Origin of the sequence: Sinomonas cellulolyticus (genome assembly GCF_014656475.1) — a bacterium.
GTDB classification, from domain to species: domain Bacteria; phylum Actinomycetota; class Actinomycetes; order Actinomycetales; family Micrococcaceae; genus Sinomonas; species Sinomonas cellulolyticus.
Window position 1 is genome coordinate 48,230 of the sequence record NZ_BNCM01000015.1, and the last position, 17,214, is coordinate 65,443.

Below are 17,214 nucleotides of genomic sequence, written 5' to 3' on the forward strand. Positions count from 1 at the left end.
CGGGAGGGGAGGGCGTGCCCGGGAAGGCGGCCGCTCAGAGGACGGGCTCGAGGGACTCCTCGGCGAGGACAGCGGCCTGGTCGAGGGGGAGGGCAGGGTCGGCGGCGAGGTTCGCGTCGAGGACGGCGCGCCGGGCCACGAGCCGCTTGCCGGCGTTGAAGTCGGCGAGCGAGCCGACTGTGTCGACGGCGGCGATCCGCCCCGCCCGCAGGTAGACGACCGAGAACTTCCCGCTCTCGGGGTCGCCTCGCAGGATCACCTCGTCGTCCGGGTGCCGGACGCCTGCGGTCTGCAGCCGGACGCCGTGCTGGACGGTCCAGAACCACGGCACCTCAGGCGCCGGCGGCTCGTGGCCGGTGATGTCCGCGGCGATGGCCTCGGCCTGGGCCCGCGCGTTCTGGATGCACTCGAGGCGCTGGCTCGCGCCGTCGTACAGGCTCGCGAACCGGGTGGCGTCGCCGGCTGCGTAGATGTCCGGGTCGGAGGTCCGGCCGGCGGTGTCGACGAGGATTCCGTCCGAGACCTCCAGCCCGGCCCCGGCCGCGAGACCCTGCTCGGGGACCACCCCGATCCCGGCGATGACGACGTCGGCGCGGTGCCGCGCGCCGTCGGCGGTCACGACCCACTCGACGCGGCCGGTGCCGTCGGAGGAAGTGGGGCCCTCGATCGCGGTGACGGCGGCTCCGAAGCGGAACTCGACGCCGGCCGCGCGATGCCGGTCCTCGAAGAAGCGCGAGACGGGCGCGCTCGTCACGCGGCTCATGACCCGGTCCTGGAACTCGAGCACCGTGACCGAGCAGCCGCGCTTCGCCGCCGCGGCGGCGACCTCGAGCCCGATGTACCCCGCGCCGATGACGACGACGTGCCGCGCCGCGGCCTCGGTGGCCGGGGCCGGCGCGAGCTCGGCCGCGAGGCGTCGGGCGTCCGGGAGGGTCTTGAGCATGAGGACGCCGTCGAGGTCGGAGCCGGGAACGGTGAGTCGGCGCGGCGTCGAGCCGGTGGCGAGGACGAGCTTCGCGTAGGGCAGCGCCCGGCCGTCCGCGAGCCGCACCTCGCGGCGGCCGCGGTCGATCGAGGCGGCGGTCCCCTGGACCCGCTCGATCCCGCGGGACTCGAACCACGAGGCCTTGCGCATCGGCACGGGCTCGGCCGGCGCGCCGGGAGCGAGGAGGTCTTTCGAGAGCGGCGGGCGCTCGTAGGGCAGCTGCCCCTCGGCGTCGACCAGGACGATTCTGCCTTCCCATCCGCGCGACCGCAGGCCCGCGGCGACGCCCACGCCGGCATGGCCGGATCCGACGATGACCACGGCGGGTCCTGTGGGCTGTGCGGTCTCACTCATGGTGTCCCTCCGGGGTGTTGCGGGCCGCGAGCGTCACGACGAGGCGCTCGGGTCCCGAGTTGGTCAGGTTGTTGCCGCGCACGTACTCGATCTCGTGCGCGGGGTCCAGCGCGGCGTGCGCGAGGCGGCGGCCCAGGAGCTCAGCTGTCACGCGCGTCTCGAGCCGCGCGAGCGGCGCGCCGAGGCACGCGTGCACGCCGTGGCCGAACCCGAGGTGGCCGGTGGTGTCGCGGTCGATGTCGAACACGCCGGGGTTCGGGTACTTCGCGGCGTCGTGGTTGGCGGCGGCGGGCATGAGGCGCACGATTGCGCCCTTCGGAAGGGTCACCCCCGCGACCTCGACCTCCTCGGTCGTGATCCGAGAGACCCGCTGCACGGTGCCGCGGTAGCGGGCAAGCTCCTCGACGAATGCCTCGGCGTCCGCGGGCTCGGCGTGGAGGCGGTCAAGGAGGTCCGGCTGCTCGGCGACGACGCGGAACGCGTTGGCGAGCAGGATCGTCGTCGTGTCGTGCCCGGCGATGAACACGAACGCGCACAGCTCCTTGGCCTCCTTCTCGGAGAGCTGCCCCTCCTTCCACATGCGTGCGATGTGCCCGCCCACGGACTCGTTGCCCTCCGCGTGGAGGCGCTCCATCGTGTCCTTGAGGTACGCGAAGAACGCGTGCGCGCTCTCCTCGTCCGTGCCGGTGCCCGGGGCGTTGCGCGCCAGACGGCCGAAGTAGCTGAACGTCTCGTCGGACCAGAACTTCATCTTCTCGAAGTCCTCGGCCGGCACGTCGAGCAGGGCGCTGATCGTGGACATGCTCAGCGGGATCGCGTAGTCCTCGACGACGTCCCCGCCGCCGCGCGCGATGAGCCCGTCGAGGAGCTGCTCCGCCGTTTCCCGGATGCGGCCCTCGAAGAGGCTGATCGCCTTGGGCGTGAACGCCTTCGCCACAATCTGGCGCAGCCGTCCGTGGTCCGGCGAGTCCATGAGCGTCAGGAACGTGAGCGGGACCGGCTTGACCACATCAGAGGAGAAGACCTTCGGCGCCCGGAGCGCCTTGCGGACGTCTTCGAAGCGGGAGATGAACCACACGTCGGAGACCGGCGACGCCGCCCGCAGCACCGGCGCGTTCTCGAGCATCCAGCGGTAATGCGCGTACGGGTCGCCCTGGCTGCCGTCATCGACGACCTTGAAGGGCTCGAGGCCCGCGGGCCACTCGAGCTCGTGGGAGTAGGGCGGCAGCTGGGGCGCTTCGGTGCGCACGACGCCGTTCTGGCCGCCAGCGCTGGGGGCGTCACCGGCGGCGTCGGCCGCCACTCCGGTGAAGGGGCAGGTTATGGTCATGATGACCTCCTTCCGGCCGCAGGCGTGCGGCATTGCACGCGGTGCGGTTTCAAGGGGACGTCGGGGGCGGCTGCTGCGCCGCCTCCCGTGACGCTGATCACGTCGTTGCATCGAGTCTGTCCTGACTTCGGACACGATCACAGGCACCCTTCCGGTAGTCGGAAGAATTGGTGGCCGGCACCGCGCGACGATCGCTCGACGAGCCACATCCGCAAGGTCGAGAAGTCACTGACGCAGGCGTGACTCCTCGGTGCGGCCGGGCTAAGGGATCGCCGGCTGGCCGGACGTGGCGCGGAGGGCGCGGGAGGCGCCGTGGGCCGCCGTCGTGAGGGCGACGACGACGCGCGGCACGAGGTCCGCGTCCGTGCGCGGGACGATCGCGTTGAGGGCGGCCGCGATCACGGGGCCCTCGGCCGTCCGGTCGGGACCGAACACGGGCACGGCCACGCCGATCCACTCGGTTCGCCCGATTCCGGGCGGAGCCGCGAACCCCTTCTGGCGGATGTCGGCCAGAGTGCGGCGCAGCGCGGCCGGGTCGGTGAGGGTCTCGGGCGTGATCTTCTCGAGCGGCCCCGCGAGGGCGCGGGCCTGGACTGCGGCCTCGGAGAACGCGAGGAGGACGAGCCCGCTCGATGACGCGTGCAGCTGCATGCGCTGGGCGATGTTGGCGGCGTCGAGCGGCGACTCGGGCGCGGAGAGCCGCTCGACGTACAGGGCGCTGCCGCGGTCGAGCACGGCGAGCGTGACGTGGTGGTGGACCGCCGCCTGCACGTCCTCCATGAACGGCAGGCAGGCCTCCCGCAGCGTCAGCGCGTGCGAGGCGCGGCTCGCGAGCTCCCACATGCGCAGACCGGGCCGGAGATCGCCCGCGGAGTCGCGCTCGAGCAGCCCGTGGCGGAGCAGCTCGTCGGCGAGCCGGTGCGTGGTGGTGAGCGGCAGCCCCGAGCGCCGGGCGAGACTGCTCAGGCTCAGCGCCGACGTGCTGCGGTCGAAGCAGCTGAGGATCCGCACCACCCGGCTGATGATGGAGTCACGGGTCGGCTCAGCCATGGTCCCTCGTATCAGACGGCGGTGTAGCCGCCGTCGACGGCGAGCACCGCGCCGACGACGAACGAGGCAGCGTCCGAGGCCAGGAAGGCGATGGCCTCGGCAACCTCCTCGGGCCGCGCGAGCCGCCCGATCGGCTGCCTCGCGGCCATCGTGGCCCGCACGTCCGCGGGGAGCCCCGCGACCAGAGGCGTGTCCGCATACCCGGGCGCGACGGCGTTGACCCGGATCCCGCTCGCGGCGTATGTCACGGCCGCGGACCGTGTCAGGTTCGCAACACCGGCCTTCGCCGCCGAGTAGGAGGAGCTGTTCGGCTGCCCGACTGTGCCGAGGATCGAGGAGACGTTGACGATCGCCCCGGAGCCGGCCGCGGACATGTGCCGCAGGGCATGCTTGCCGCACAGCGCCACGCCGGTCAGGTCGATCTCGATCACGCGGCGCCAGGCGGCGACGTCGAGCTCGTGCAGCGGCGCCTTCGGCTCGGCGATCCCGGCGTTGGCCACGAGCACGTCGAGCGAGCCGAACTCGGCGGCCGCGCGGTCCATGAGCGCGGCCACCGAGTCCTCGTCCGTCACGTCGGTGCGCACCCACAGCGCGCGGTGGCCAGCGCCGCGGAGGAAGCGTGCGACGTCGTCCGCGCCCTCCGCGACGTCCCCGATCACGACGGCGGCGCCCCGCTCGGCGAGCAGCCGCGCCGTCGCGGCGCCGATGCCCGACGCCGCTCCGGTCACGACTGCCGTCTTCCCGGCGAATGCTCCATCCACTCAGGCGTCCTGGCGGAGGTTGTTGCCGGCGGTCTCGCCGCCGTCGATCGCGAGGTTCGCCCCGGTCATGAAGCTCGACTCGTCCGAGGCGAGGAACACGATCAGGTCCGAGATCTCCTGTGTCTCGGCGTCGCGGCCGAGGGGGATCTGCCCGAAGCCGCGCTTCAGCCCGGCGGTCATGGGCGTCTTGACCGAGCCGGGATGCACCGAGTTGACCCGGATGTTGTACGGGCCGAGGTCCATGGCGCTCGTCTTGGTAAGTCCCTGGACTCCCCACTTCGCGGCCGCGTACGCCGCGCGGTTCTTGAACCCGACGAGCCCCGCGATGGAGGAGATGTTGATGATCGACCCGCCCGCGGCCTTCATGGCCGGCACGGCGGCCTTCATGCCGAGGAAGTTCCCGGTCAGGTCTATCTCGATCGTGCGGCGCCACTCGTCAACGTCCGCGTCCTCGACGCTGCCGCGCGTGAAGATTCCGGCATTGTTCACGAGGACGTCGAGCGTCCCGAAGCGCTCGACGGCGGCGCTCACCGCCGCGGTCCAGCTCTCGTAGTCGGTGACGTCCAGATGGACGAAGAGTGCGACGTCGCGGTCCGTTCCGTCGTTGAACTCGGCGTTGATCTTCTCCGCGAGGGCCCGCCCCTCGTCCTCGAGCAGGTCTGCGATGACGACGCTCGCGCCGTGCGCTGCGAGGACCTGCGCGTGCGAGGCGCCCATGCCCCGGGCCGCGCCCGAGATGAGGGCAACCTTGCCGCCGACCCGGTCCGATACCAGGCTCATCGTGCCGCCTCCTGCGTCACCTCGAGTGCCCGCTCCACACCCCGGGCCGCGGCCAGCCGCGCGATGTCGCGCCCCGCCCGATACCCGAACACGAGCGCCGCGCCGATGTGGGAGCCGTAGCCCGGGTAGCCGCCGCCGAACACGCTGCGCGCGGCGGCCCCGACAGCGAAGAGGCCGGGGATGGGGGTACCCTCCTCGGTCACCACCACGTTGTCGGAGTCGACGGCGATGCCCGCGAACGTGCCCAGATCGCCCATCTGGATCTTGGCCGCGTAGTACGGGCCCTTGTCCAGGGGAGCGAGGTTGGGGTTGGGCTTGTGCTCCATGTCGCCGCGGAAGTGGTTGTACTCGGTCGAGCCCCGACCGAACTCCGGGTCCACGCCGGCGCGCGCGCCCTCGTTGAACGCGGCCACCGTCTGCTTGAGGCCCGCGGCGTTGACGCCGATCTTGCCCGCGAGCTCCTCGAGCGTGTTCCCCTTGACCAGGTACCCCATCTTGTAGAAGTAGCCGCGCGGCATGGGCCACGGCTTGGCGTAGCCGATCCCGTACTTGTGCATCGTCTTCTCGTCCGCGATGACCCAGCCGAACGTCTTGTCCTCGCCGGCGTTGTGGGCGATCATCTGGCCGCCGAAGTCGTGGTAGCTCAGGGCCTCGTTGCCGAACCGCTTACCGTGGCGGTCCACCGCGATGAGGCCCGGCAGGCCGATCGCACGCAGGTGCGGGAAGAGGCGCTGGCGGCCGTCGCGGAAGCGGAACACGGTCACGGGCGCCCACGAGCCCACGGAGGAGACGGCGTCGTCGATCCGGCCACCCGCGGCGAGGGCCATCGTGGCGGCGTCGCCGCCGTGGCCCACGGTGGGAGTGAAGTGGTCGTCGCCTGCTGCGTCGTGCGGGAAGTACTTCCTGCGCAGCTCGGTGTTCCCCGAGAACCCCCCGGCGGCGAGGACGACGCCGAGCTTCGCCTCGACCCGCACCGCGTGCTCCCCGCCGAGGACCGCGCCGGTGACGGCGCCGTCGTCGCCCCTCGTGAGCTCGAGCACGGGCGAGGACTTCCACATCCGCACGCCGGCGTCGTAGGCGCTCTTGACCATGAGGGTCATGAGGGCGTTGCCGTTGGAGCGGAGCACGGGGCGGCGGTAGCGGGCGGCGTCGAACCACGTGCGCAGGAGCTTCTTCGCGACGTACACGAACGACTTCACGGACTGGTTCACGTGGAAGAACTCGTTGATGTCCGGGCCCACCTGGGGCATGTACCCGAAGACGGTGTAGGAGGACATGTACGGCTGCATGAGCAGGCGCTTGTCGCCGAGGATCCGGGCATCCGTGTCCTTGGGCAGGATGGCGCGGCCGCCGAGCCGCGCGCCCGGGAGGTCCATCTGGTAGTCGGGCGCCTTCTCGGGGTAGACGAACTCGACGTCGGTCTCCCGCTCGAAGAAGTCCAGCGCCTCGGGGACGGTGTCCAGGAACTGCGCCACGCCGTCGGCGTTGTACGTGTCGGGGGCGAGGTTCTTCAGGTAGGTCTCGATCTCCTCACGCGTGTCCCCGGCGGCCGCCCCCGCCTTGTTGCCGGGCACCCAAGCCCAGCCGGCGGAGATCGCCGTCGTGCCGCCGAAGTACTGCTCCTTCTCGGCGACGATCACGCTCAGGCCCTGGCTGGCGGCCTTGAGGGCGGCCGCCATGCCGGCGGCTCCGGACCCGACCACGAGGACGTCGCAGGCAATGGTCTTGTTCTGCTTCACAGTGCTGTCCGTTCCGTCTCAGTTGCCGCGGCTCGTCGCGGCCAGGTAGGGCTCGCCGAGCTCGTCGATGGGGGTGTGGGCGGTCTCCCGCGAGGTCAGGGCGGCGATCACCGCAGCGAGCGCGCAGGCCGCGCCGAAGACAGCCACCGGGACCCAGCCGGTGGGGCCCGAGGTCATGAGCAAGCCGCCGATCATCGGGCCGAAGCCCGCCACGAGGAGGCCGAGCTGGTTGCCCAGCGCCATGCCGGAGTAGCGGACCGGGGCCGCGAACAGTTCGGCGAAGAAGCCTGGCCAGACGCCGTTGAAGCCCGAGTAGAGCACGGTCATGAACGCGAAGCTCACGATGAACACGAGGACGAGGTTGCCCGTGCCGAGTGCCCAGAAGTACGCGAACAGTGCGGCGGTGCACCCGACCATGGCGGTGATCATGAGCGGCTTGCGGCCGATCCTGTCGGAGAGCGCGGCGACGGCGGGCATGACCAGCATCGACAGGCCGATCGTCACGGCGTTGATCGTGAGGATCGCGCCCTTGTCGAGGCCGCCATGGGCCGTCGCGTAGGAGAGGCCGAAGACCGTGAAGATGGTCTGCATGACCGAGAAGATCGACATGAACAGGACGCGCACCACGTCCGCGGCCTGGTAGCGCAGCACCTGGCCGAGGGGCAGCTTGCGAACCTCTCCTTCGTCCTTGGCCTCCTCGAAGACCGGCGTCTCCTCCAGATGGGTCCGGACCCAGTAGGCGATCGCGAGCACCACGATCGAGCACCAGAACGGGACGCGCCAGCCCCACGACATGAGGTCGGCCTTGGGCAGCGCCGTGATCGGGACGAACACGAGGGTCGCGAGCACCATGCCGGACGCATAGCCGGTCATGACGAACGAGGTGAAGAAGCCCCGGCGCCCCTCGGGCGAGTGCTCGAGCGTGAGTGTCGAGGCGCCTGCCGACTCAGCTCCCGCGGAGAAGCCCTGCAGGAGCCGGCCGAGGGTCAGGAGCACGGGCGCGAGGAGCCCCACTGCGTCGTACGTCGGGAGGAAGCCGATGCCGAGCGACGCCAGCCCCATGAGCGAGAGCGTCACGAGGAGCACGTTCCGCCGGCCGAGGCGGTCGCCGAAGTGGCCCATGACCATACCCCCGAGCGGGCGGGCCACGTACGCGACGCCGAACGTGGCGAACGCGGCCACGAGCCCCGCAGTGGGGTTGTCGGCCGGGAAGAACAGGGCCGGGAACACGAGTGCCGCTGCGGTTCCGTAGATGAAGAAGTCGTAGTACTCGAGCGTGGAGCCGAGGAACGAGGCGAGTGCGGCCTTGCGCGGCGTCTTGCGGTGGCCGTGGGCGCCTGAGGCGGCGGACGACGGCGCGTGGCCGGCCTGGGTGGTACGAGCGACGTTGCTCATGGGGTGTCCTTGGGGATCTCGAAGTCGACGGAGATGATCTGCTCGCTGTTGGGGAAGGAGTACTTCTTGAGCGGTTCATGGAGGGGATGGGTGTTGTACACCTCGATGTCGGCCACCGACTCGAAGTCCGCGACGATCGCGTAGTCGAAGGCCCGCTCGGACCGGATCACGTCCGGCCCGTGCGTGAGGGCGATGAGGCCGGGGATGTTGCCGCGCATGCGGTCCAGCCCGGCGGTCCAGGCCTCGCGCTGCTCTGCCGGGAAGTCCGGCTTGAACTTGAAGAGGACGGCGTGCCGGATCATCGCGCGGCTCCCGCGAGGTCGGCGAGGCCGGCCGCGGAGGAGGCCTCGCCGTCGTGCGCCGCGGCCTGCCCTGCGATGGTGCGGCCGGCGAGGTAGCCCATGGTCATGAGCGGCCCGAGGGTCGCGCCGGCGCCCGGGTACCCGGAGGCGTAGGCGCTCTCGGTCGCGTTGCCCACGGCGAAGAGGCCGGTGATGGGCGCGCCGTCGACGTCGAGCACCCGCGCCGTTCCGTCGGTCGCGATGCCGCCGTTCGTGCCGAAGGCGCCGTTGACGACCTCGAGGGCGTAGAACGGTCCCCGCTCGAGCGGGCCGAGGGACGGGTTCGGCCACGCGTTGGCGGCGTCGCCCCAGTACTTGTCGTAGGCGGTCTCGCCGCGGTGGAAGTCCGGATCCTCGCCCTTCTGCGCGAGGGCGTTGAAGCGCTCGACGGTCGCGACGAGATTCTCCGCATGCACGCCGATCTTCGCGGCCAGCTCCTCGAGCGTTGCGCCCTCGATGAGGTAGTCCGGCGTCGGCTCGCCCGCGCGGTGGGACAGGACCCCATACCGCTCGAGGTACGACTGGTCGAAGACCACGTGTGCCGGGGTGTTGAGCGTGGTGTTGTTGGGGGAGTCCCACGACTGGAGCGCACGTGCGAGGTCGTTGTAGTTCTGGGACTCGTTGGCGAAGCGCTTCCCGTGCCGGTTGACCATGATCGAGCCCGGGCCCTGGCGCTCGAACCGCAGGAGCGTGCCGATCGGCTGGCCGTCACGCGTGTCCCCGGTGATCGACATGGGAGCCCACCAGGCCTCTCGCGTCCCGCGCGTCTGCGCACCGATGCGCTGCGCCATGCGCAGGCCGTCGCCCTCGTTGGTGGGCGGGGAGCACATCGTGTAGAGGCGGCTCGCGAGCATGGAGTCGGCGAGCGTGTGGTCCCACTCGAACCCGCCGGTCGCGATCACCACGGCCTCCGTCGCGTCGATCCGCTCGCCGGACGCGAGCACGACGCCGGTGACGCGCCCGCCGTCGTCGGCCCCCTGACCGCTGTAGGCGAGGTGTTCGCCGCGTGCCTCGACTGCGACGTGCGCGCCCTCGCGGATCGCAGCAGCGAGCAGCATCGCAACGAGGGCGCGGCCCTTTGCGACGAGCCCGGCCTTGGCGCGGGCGTCAAGCTCGCCCCAGGGGAAGCGGGTGAATGCGCCCCAGTCCTCGTATTCCTGCATGGTGAACGGTGCGCGGCCGTCGGAGCGGACATGCTGGGCGAGGTCGCCGAGGAGCTGGTCGATGTTTGCCAGCTGCGGCTCGATGGTCCGGCCTCCGTCCACGGAGCCCGGGAGGTCCTGACGGTAGTCGGGAAAGTTGTCGAGGTAGATGAACCTGACACCGAGCTCCTGCTCGACGAAGCCGAGCATCGAGTCGCCGTGGTTCACGGCGGCCGCGAAGAGCTCTTCGCGGCCGCGGCCACGGGAGACGGCGCGGACGTACTCGAGCGCCTTGTCCACCGAGTCCTCGAAACCGGCGTGGCGCGCATGGTGGTTGGCGGCGATCCAGAGCATGCCGCCGGAGATGGCGCTCGTGCCGCCGAGGAGGGGCGCCTTCTCGAGGATGAGGACTGACTTGCCCGAGTGCGCCGCGGTGGCGGCGGCGGTGAGGGCTCCCGCGCCCGAGCCGAGGACGACGACGTCGTACGTGCTGCGCGGGGAACCGACGAGGTACTTCATGATGACTCTCCTTCGAGCCGGGTGAACTGGCTGGAATCGAGAGTCCCATCGGAGGGTGTCTTATGGATCACACTTTCCCGATGATCGGGAAGATCATCCTGTGCGCTACAGGCTCCTCCGCACCGCGTCGCGCAGCGTCCCGTCCCATCCGAGCGCACGGGAAACGCCTCGGGCCGCCGTCTGGAGGGCGGTGATGGACGTCTGCAGGGGGCCGCCCAAGCGGGGGATCACGACGCTGAGCGCGGCGATGGCCTTCCCGTCGGCATTGAATATCGGCACGGCGACACCGGTGGACTCCTGCACGATGGTGCCGGCCATGACGCTGTAGCCCATCCGGCGGACCTCGGCGAGTTCGCGCCGGAGCTCGTCCGGATCGGTGGTGGTGGTGTCGGTGTACCTCTTCAGGCGACGGCGCAGGAGGAGCTCCTGGTCCTCCGCCGGCCCCAAAGCGGTGAGGACCAGGCCCGTTGACGTGGCATGGATCGGAAGCCGCCCCGCGACCTTGGTGATGTTGATCGTCGACTCGTTCGAGCCGATGCGCTCGATGTAGAGCACCTCGTTCTTCTCGATGATCCCCAGGACCGTATGGTGCCCCACCACCGCCTGCACGTCTTCCATGAACGGGAGCGCAGCCTCGCGCAGGCCGAGCACTTTCGAGCTGCGCGAGACCAGCTCCCACAGGCGGGTGCCGAGACGGAGCAGCTGCCCGTCACGCTCGAGCACCGACTCGGCCAGGAGTTCCTCCACGATCCGGTACGCCGTGCTGCTCGGCAGCCCCGTGCGGCGCGCGAGCTCGGCCGCGCTCAGAGAGCGGTGCTCGCCGTCGAATGCCTCGATGACCCGGATGATCCGGTGCGCCATCGATTCACCCGAGGGCGAGTTCGCCACGTCTCAGTAGTCCCGTGCGGTGGTCTGCTCCGGCTCGGCGCCGAGCAGGAAGTGCCGGCCGGCGATCGAGGTGGGCACCAGCTCGACGTAGACGGTCTTCTCGGTGGGGATCCAGGTCTCGACGTTGGCGGCCTCCGCCGCGGCGATGTCCTCGGAGCTCTCGAGGACACGTGCAGTCCCCTTGACTACCACGCTCCACGCCTCGTCCTGCAGGATGCCGTCCGCCTCGAACGCCACCTGCGGGTGGATGGTGAGCTCCGCGAGCTTGGTGCCCGGGGTCGTCTTGAGGTACAGCTTGCTGCCCGAGGCCCTGAAGTTGATCGGCACGATGTCCAGCTCGCCCGCGGCGGCGGTGGCGAGCCGCCCGTGGCGGGCATTGTCCAGGAGCTCCCAGCTCTCGGCGTCGGTCAGGACGCGGATCGGCTCGTCGTTGTCGTGGTCGAACAGCATCGTGTTCCCCTCTCTTCCCGGCCCCTCGGCCGGAGATCTGGTCGTGGATCCGGTGTCAGGAGATGGCCCCGAGAACCTCGTTGAACGCCTCCGAGGAGGACGGGTGGGTGTACATGCGGTCCCGCAGCGCCGTGTACGGCAGCCCATGGTCCATGGCGAACGAGATGAGGTTGATGACCTCCTGCGAGTCGACGCAGAAGAGCGTCGTGCCGAGAATTGTCCCGCTCTTCTTGTCCACGACCACCTTGATGAGCCCGCGGGGATCGCGGACCGTCTTGGGCCGGGGCATCGCGGCGATCTTCGCGACCTCCTTGGACGCCACGCCGACGTCCCACCCGCGCTCGGCGGCCTGCTCGCGTGCCTGCTCCTCGGTGAGGCCCACCCGGGAGAACGGCGGCGTCACGAACGTGGTCGTCGGGATCGTCGTGCGGTCGGTGGTGGTGCGGTGGGGACCGCCCAGGACCTGCGCGAGGACGATCCTGTGGTCGTCGAGGGAGACGTAGGTGTGCTGCGGGCCGCCGTTCACGTCGCCGAGCGCCCACACGTCCGGTGCCGTCGTGCGGAGGTACTCGTCGACGACGACGGCGCCGCGCCCGTCTATTTCCACGCCTGCCTTGTCGAGGCCGAGGCCCTCGGTCGCGGGCGCGCGTCCCAAGGCGAGCAGCACGGCGTCCGCCTCCACCGTCGCGAGCTGCCCGGACGCGGAGGCGATCCTCACGCGCAGAGGCGACGGAGCGCCGTCGTGCGTCGCGGCGCCGCCCTCCGCGCCGGCCACGCGGGCTCCCTGGAGGAACCGCACGCCGTCGCCGGCGAGGACTGATGCGACGGCCTCCGCGACGTCGCGGTCCTCATGCCGCAGCGGGATGGGGGAGCGGTCCACCATGGTCACCTCGGAGCCGAACCCGGCGTACATCGAGGCGAACTCGTAGGCAATGTACCCGCCTCCGACGATCAGGAGCCTGCGCGGCAGGTTCCTCTCGGAGATGAGGTCCGTGGACACGTGGACGCGCGGGTCCAGGACCTGGCCACCCTCGGACAGGCCCGGGAGGTCGGGGACAACGGGCAGGGACCCCGTACTGATGTAGAAGCGCTCTGCGGTGAGCTCCTTCTCCTCGGAGCCGGCCGTGAGGCGCACGCGCTTGGGACCGACGAACTCGGCGCGGGCCGTGATCGCGGTGACGCTGTCGATGGAGTCGAGCATCGAGAAGTTGGTGCTGCGCAGGGCCGCGGTGAGCTCATCCTTGCGTTCGATCGAGTCGGTGTAGTGCGCGGCGTCGCCGCCGTCGTGGCTGAGGTGGGAGGCGTACACGAGGGCCTTGGTCGGCACGCAGCCGATGTTGATGCACGTCCCGCCGTACATGGCCTCGGACTGCTCGACCATCGCGACGCGTCGTCCCGCCCGGCCGAGGACCCCGGCGAGCGTCTTGCCGCCCTTGCCCCAGCCGATGAACACGTCGTCGAACTCGAGTACATCCATGGATGCCACCGTTTCCTTGAGGAGGTGATTCCATCCTAGCGACGCACTGGGACACTTCTGGACCCGTTCCCGGTGACTCCCTTTACCGCGATTAAACATCCGCGACACCGCGCTGCAAGGTCCTCTCCGTAGGCTCGGAGGTACCGGCGGGGTGGCGCCGGCGGGGCACGAAGCGCCCCGGGCGCCACCCGCGGCAGGTCTGTGGTAGACCCGTGGAGTGAGCACAGAGAGCAGGGCAGGCGAAGCGCCCGCGGCAGCGCACGACGGCGCGCGGCGGCTGCGCGTCAGTGTGCCGATGCGCTGGGGCGACATGGATGCGTACGGGCACGTGAACAACGTCCAGATCGTGCGCATGCTCGAGGAGGCGAGGATCGCCGCCTTCGGGCCTCCGGGCGGGACTGGCGCGGCCGGCGTCGAACCCCCGGTGGCGCTGTTCTCGGCCGTTCCGGACGGCATGCTCGCGCTCGTCGTGGAGCACCGCGTGCGGTATGTGCGTCCGCTCGACTACCGCAACGTGCCGGCAAAGGTCGACGTGTGGGTGAGCGGCCTCAAGGCCGCGGCCCTCACCCTCGACTACGTGGTCCACGACCCGGTGGACGGCTACGAATGCGTGCGGGCAACCACCCAGCTCGCCTTCGTGGACGAGCGCTCCGGGCGCCTCGTCCGGCTCACCGACGAGCAGCGCTCGCGGCTCGCGCCCTACGTCGGACCGGGGCTTTTCTCCAGGTAGGCGTGAGCGCCGTCTCCGACTGTGAGGCGGCACGCGCCCGTCGTGTGCCGGTAACCTCGTGTCAACCGGCAACGGGCAGAATGGACCGGTGGGATGTCCGGCGCGTCACACTCGGTCACCGAGAAGACGACCCGGCGAGTAACGGGCAAGCATGGACTGGGGCCGCAGGCTTGGCCCGGCTGAGAACGCAAGGAACAAGGGGTTGCAATGGCGAAGAACGCGAACACGGCAGAGAAGCTTGACCTCCGCCTCAAGGCGGTACTGGACGGGCTTGCTGGTGCAGCCCTGTCGGGGGAGACCGTGGATGCGCGCGCCGTCCTGACCGCCGCCGTGGACGCCGTGCCCTTCGACGAGCACGAGGCCTTCCTGCTCTCGGGCGGCATTCCCCGCGGGCACAAGGCCCTCACCACGGCCACGGCAAAGCTCGTCAAGGCCGGATGGATGGTCAAGGGCCGGTCCGGCTGGGCGATCACGGAAGAGGGGCTGCGCGCCACGGTGGCCTTCCCGACCGCGCAGGCGCTCGCCGAGGCCCTCGCGGCCGGCACCCCGGTGCCGGAGGGAACTCCGGTGCCGACCGAGCCCCCCGCCCAGAAGAAGACCCGCAAGGCGCCGGCGAAGAAGAAGGCTGCCGCGCAGCCGGTCGAGGCAGCCGAACCCGTGGTGGCGGAGGCGGCAGCGACCGAGACGTCACCGGGAGATTCGGCGGAGGCCGACTCCACGGCCCCCGGCGCCGTCGACCTGGGCCAGCCGGACAGCGTTGCGATTGCCGGCGACTTCGCGCAGCACCTCGGCGCCCACGACGACTGGGAGCCGCGGCCCGACGCGGTGCAGATGGGCCTCGATGCCACCTCGCGCCGCTGGGTCCGCACGGTCGACCTCCCCGCTGGCCACTACGCGTTCAAGATCGCGATCAACCGCTCGTGGGACGAGAACTACGGCGCGTTCGGCACCTTCAACGGTGCGAACCACGAGCTCGTGCACGACGGCGGTACGGTCACCATCGCGTACGACCACGACACCAAGGATGTGGCTTTCTCCTGACGGGCTGCGCTGACTGACTGGAAGCGCTGGCCGACTGGAAGCGCTGGCCGACTGGAAGCGCTGGCCGACTGGAAGCGCTGACTGACTGGAAGCGCTGGCAGGCCAGGTGAGCTGAGGGGCAATCGGCGGGCCTACGCCCGCTGGCTGCCCCTCAGCCATGCCCGCGCCTGTCCACCCGCACCTGTCCACATAGCGGTGGCGGGGACGGGAGATGTCGGCGCGGTGGCCTACGGTGAATCAGTAGGCCAACCGTTGAGGGGGAACACGTGATGCTGCAGCGGTCGTCCCGCGCGTACAGACGCCGGCGTGGGCGGTCCGGGGGAGTGGGGATCGTCGCGGTCGCGGGTCTCGCGGCCCTCACACTCGGGTGGCTAGTCGGGCTGATCCGTGTGCCGGGCATCGAGTCGCCGCTTCCCGCCGCGCAGGCAGGGATCGGTGGTGTCCCGTCGGCCCGGCTCGAGGCCGCGAAGGCCTCGCTCGCCTCGATCCCGGTCAAGGGCCGCGCGCCCAAGACCGGCTATGCGCGCACCCAGTTCGGGCAGGCGTGGGCGGACACGGACAGGAACGGGTGCGATACCCGCAACGACATCCTCGCCAGGGACCTCGCCGATCCCGCCTTCAAGCCAGGCACGGGGGACTGTGTAGTCCTCTCCGGAACCCTCCACGACCCGTACACGGGCAAGACCATCGACTTCCAGCGCGGCGGACGGTCCGCCGACGTCCAGATTGACCACGTGGTGCCGCTCTCCGATGCCTGGCAGAAGGGCGCGCAGCAGTGGACCGCGCAGAAGCGCCTCGAGTTCGCCAACGACCCAGCCAATCTCCGCGCGATGGACGGCCCCGCCAACCAGGAGAAGGGTGACGGAGACCTGGCCACGTGGCTGCCGCCCAACAAGCCCTTCCGGTGCGAGTACGCGGTGACCATAGTGGAGGTCAAGGCCTCCTACGGGCTCTGGATGACCGATGCCGAGCACGCGAAGGCGGCCGACCTGCTCTCCGCCTGCACGGCACAGTAGGGTAATACGAGGGTCATCGTAGGGTCATCGCGCAGCCGGTCGTGGCTGCTGGGTCCCAGCCCAGTGCATCACGAGGCTTTGAGGTACCTCTCCCTGGCACCCTTCGGCAGCTTCTCCACTGCATACCTCAGCGCGGCCCGCTGCATGCGCGGAGCGCAGAGGTCCAGGAAGGCTTCGAGATCGGCTGCGCCCGCCGTCCGGAGCGCCCAGCCGATGGCCTTCTGCACCGACTCGTCTGGATCCTCGGCGAGCAGCTCGGCGATCCGGAAGAGCTCGCCCGTGTCCCCGGTTCCCAGGAAATAGGTGCTCGCCACGACGGCCGTGCGGCGTTCGCAGGCCCCCGGCGACCGGGCCAGCGCGTAGAGCGGCTCGCGCGGCCCGTCTGCGAGGTAGCCGCCCACCACCGAGGCGGCGGCCGCATCCACAAGGTCCCAGACGTTGATCCGATCATGCCGGCGCAGGTACAGCTCGTAGAGTTCGCGGCGCTGCTCGGGCGTTGCGGTGTGCCTGCGTGCCTGAAGGTCCATGATGCTCACGGCGGCCATCCTGGCCTCGTGCCAAGGGCTCTCGAGCAGCCGTTCGACCTCGCCCAGGGGCATGTCCGCGGAGGCCCGGGCCAGATCGAGGACGGAGCCCATCCGGACGCCGAGGAACCGGTCCGTTCCACGCCGTGCCACGGGAAACGCACGCTTGTACTTCCGGAGCTCATCATCGGAGCTCAGGGACTCCAGCACCGCCAGGAACGCCCCGGCGGTCAGCGCACCCGCTGCCACGCGTACACTCCTCGACAGGCCCGCTAGACCTATGTCGAGGGTAGCCGAGAAACGCCGGAAACGCCCCTGCTCAGTCCGACGCCGGCCGCGTGCCGGTCTTCGCCTCGATCTCGGCGATGCGGGCGGTGAAGATGTCGCGGAGCAGGCCGTCCGGGACGGGGTGGTCGGCGGTGAACCGCAGGGTTCCCTTGGCCCAGTCGAAGTCCCCGAGCCGGTCGGCGAACTGCGCCAGCACCTGGCCGCTGAACGGGAACAGCGAGAGGTGCTTCTTGGCCGCCATCACGGCCGCGTAGCCCTTGCCGTGCAGGAGCAGCGCCGGCATGGCGTAGCTGCGTCCCTCGGTCGCGTCCGGCGCGACCTCGCGGGCCACGCTGTACACGTGCCGCGCCGCCTCGGCGTCGGGTCCGCCAAGTGTCGCCAGATAGTCGGTGACCTCGCCCATG

General features: G+C 70.6%; 17 protein-coding genes. 3 read left to right on the plus strand and 14 right to left on the minus strand.

Going from position 1 to position 17,214, the window contains the following annotated elements; genetic code table 11:
* Positions 1-34: 34 nt before the first annotated feature.
* The 12 genes from IE231_RS15780 to IE231_RS15835 form a co-directional block, all read right to left on the minus strand.
* On the minus strand, positions 35-1,339 hold the full coding sequence (locus IE231_RS15780) for an NAD(P)/FAD-dependent oxidoreductase (protein ID WP_189694950.1): 1,305 nt from the start codon (positions 1,337-1,339) through the stop codon (positions 35-37).
* A complete protein-coding gene (locus IE231_RS15785) occupies positions 1,332-2,669 on the minus strand; it encodes a cytochrome P450 (protein ID WP_201896865.1) in 1,338 nt (445 codons plus the stop codon). The genes IE231_RS15780 and IE231_RS15785 overlap by 8 nt, the downstream gene beginning before the upstream one ends.
* Before the next feature lie 261 nt (positions 2,670-2,930).
* Positions 2,931-3,719, minus strand: a complete 789-nt coding sequence (locus IE231_RS15790) for an IclR family transcriptional regulator (protein WP_189694952.1) — start codon at positions 3,717-3,719, stop codon at positions 2,931-2,933.
* A gap of 11 nt (positions 3,720-3,730) precedes the next feature.
* Entirely contained in the window at positions 3,731-4,480 is a 750-nt protein-coding gene (gene chcB2, locus IE231_RS15795; RefSeq protein WP_189694953.1) for a cis-4-hydroxycyclohexanecarboxylate dehydrogenase, read from the minus strand.
* Positions 4,481-5,260, minus strand: coding sequence for a trans-4-hydroxycyclohexanecarboxylate dehydrogenase (gene chcB1 / locus IE231_RS15800; protein ID WP_189694954.1), 780 nt, complete (start codon positions 5,258-5,260; stop codon positions 4,481-4,483).
* The gene (chcC2, locus tag IE231_RS15805; RefSeq protein ID WP_229867233.1) at positions 5,257-6,999 is read right to left on the minus strand and encodes a 4-oxocyclohex-2-ene-1-carboxylate 5-dehydrogenase; all 1,743 of its coding nucleotides are present in this window, start codon (positions 6,997-6,999) and stop codon (positions 5,257-5,259) included. The genes chcB1 and chcC2 overlap by 4 nt, the downstream gene beginning before the upstream one ends.
* A gap of 18 nt (positions 7,000-7,017) precedes the next feature.
* Entirely contained in the window at positions 7,018-8,394 is a 1,377-nt protein-coding gene (locus IE231_RS15810) for an MFS transporter (protein WP_189694955.1), read from the minus strand.
* A complete protein-coding gene (locus tag IE231_RS15815; protein WP_189694956.1) occupies positions 8,391-8,696 on the minus strand; it encodes a Dabb family protein in 306 nt (101 codons plus the stop codon). The genes IE231_RS15810 and IE231_RS15815 overlap by 4 nt, the downstream gene beginning before the upstream one ends.
* On the minus strand, positions 8,693-10,396 hold the full coding sequence (chcC1, locus tag IE231_RS15820; protein ID WP_189694957.1) for a 4-oxocyclohexanecarboxylate 2-dehydrogenase: 1,704 nt from the start codon (positions 10,394-10,396) through the stop codon (positions 8,693-8,695). Before chcC1 ends, IE231_RS15815 begins: the two co-directional genes overlap by 4 nt.
* 105 nt (positions 10,397-10,501) lie before the next feature.
* The gene (locus IE231_RS15825) at positions 10,502-11,257 is read right to left on the minus strand and encodes an IclR family transcriptional regulator (protein WP_229867235.1); all 756 of its coding nucleotides are present in this window, start codon (positions 11,255-11,257) and stop codon (positions 10,502-10,504) included.
* 30 nt (positions 11,258-11,287) lie between these two features.
* Positions 11,288-11,734 carry a pyridoxamine 5'-phosphate oxidase family protein gene (locus IE231_RS15830; RefSeq protein ID WP_189694959.1) on the minus strand — a complete coding sequence of 149 codons (447 nt, stop codon included), beginning with the start codon at positions 11,732-11,734 and terminating at the stop codon, positions 11,288-11,290.
* Positions 11,735-11,789: 55 nt separating this feature from the next.
* Complete coding sequence (locus tag IE231_RS15835; RefSeq protein WP_189694960.1) at positions 11,790-13,211, minus strand: FAD-dependent oxidoreductase; 1,422 nt, start codon at positions 13,209-13,211, stop codon at positions 11,790-11,792.
* A gap of 295 nt (positions 13,212-13,506) precedes the next feature.
* Here IE231_RS15835 and IE231_RS15840 point away from each other — a divergent pair, with 295 nt between their 5' ends.
* The 3 genes from IE231_RS15840 to IE231_RS15850 all read left to right on the plus strand — a co-directional run bounded on the left by IE231_RS15840 (position 13,507) and on the right by IE231_RS15850 (position 15,998).
* Positions 13,507-13,941, plus strand: coding sequence for an acyl-CoA thioesterase (locus IE231_RS15840; protein ID WP_189694993.1), 435 nt, complete (start codon positions 13,507-13,509; stop codon positions 13,939-13,941).
* A gap of 207 nt (positions 13,942-14,148) precedes the next feature.
* On the plus strand, positions 14,149-14,982 hold the full coding sequence (locus IE231_RS15845) for a pullulanase X25 domain-containing protein (RefSeq protein ID WP_189694961.1): 834 nt from the start codon (positions 14,149-14,151) through the stop codon (positions 14,980-14,982).
* Between the two features lie 269 nt (positions 14,983-15,251).
* On the plus strand, positions 15,252-15,998 hold the full coding sequence (locus IE231_RS15850; RefSeq protein ID WP_189694994.1) for an HNH endonuclease family protein: 747 nt from the start codon (positions 15,252-15,254) through the stop codon (positions 15,996-15,998).
* A 68-nt stretch (positions 15,999-16,066) separates the two neighbouring features.
* Here IE231_RS15850 and IE231_RS15855 read toward each other — a convergent pair whose 3' ends face one another.
* Positions 16,067-16,771: a DNA alkylation repair protein gene (locus IE231_RS15855; protein WP_189694962.1), complete on the minus strand. Its 705-nt coding sequence runs from the start codon at positions 16,769-16,771 to the stop codon at positions 16,067-16,069.
* A 70-nt stretch (positions 16,772-16,841) separates the two neighbouring features.
* Positions 16,842-17,213 (minus strand): iron chaperone, encoded by a 372-nt coding sequence (locus tag IE231_RS15860; protein ID WP_189694963.1) that lies wholly within the window; start codon positions 17,211-17,213, stop codon positions 16,842-16,844.
* Between the last annotated feature and the right edge of the window lies 1 nt (position 17,214).